This is a genomic window from Micrococcus sp. GbtcB5 (assembly GCF_019091605.1).
Classification (GTDB): Bacteria; Actinomycetota; Actinomycetes; order Actinomycetales; family Micrococcaceae; genus Micrococcus; species Micrococcus luteus.
Window position 1 is genome coordinate 1 of sequence record NZ_JAGXJK010000129.1, and the last position, 320, is coordinate 320.

Genomic DNA, 320 nt, shown 5'->3' on the forward strand with positions numbered 1-320 from the left:
GGCCGTGCGCGTGCGGATGCCCGTCGGCGCCGCCCGGGCGTTCGCTCGGCGCACCCGGGAGGTCGTGGTCGCCGGGCGTCCGGTCTGCTCGGACTGCGGCCAGCCCATCGACCCCGGCGGCCACGACTGCACTTTCCCCGACTCCTGATGAGCGCCGCGGACGTGCCCGCCGGCGAGCTGGTGTCCGGGGGGCTGATGCTCACCGGCCGCATCACGACGGCGTCCAACGCCACGTTCCTCGGCGCGATCGGTGACACACCGGTGGTCTACATGCCGGTGGACGGCCAGGCCCCGGTGCGGGTCCGCCCCGCGGGCACCCC

Annotated in this window: 1 protein-coding gene and 1 pseudogene; both read left to right on the forward strand. The window is 76.2% G+C overall.

What is annotated here, in order from left to right; all coding sequences use genetic code 11:
* A partial coding sequence (locus KVS67_RS11750; protein WP_217565424.1) for a DUF3090 family protein occupies positions 1 to 148 on the forward strand: 148 nt, incomplete at its 5' end.
* A pseudogene (locus tag KVS67_RS14175) lies at positions 148 to 320 on the forward strand (phosphatidylinositol kinase); the annotation flags it as partial. The gene KVS67_RS11750 and the pseudogene KVS67_RS14175, both read left to right, overlap by 1 nt.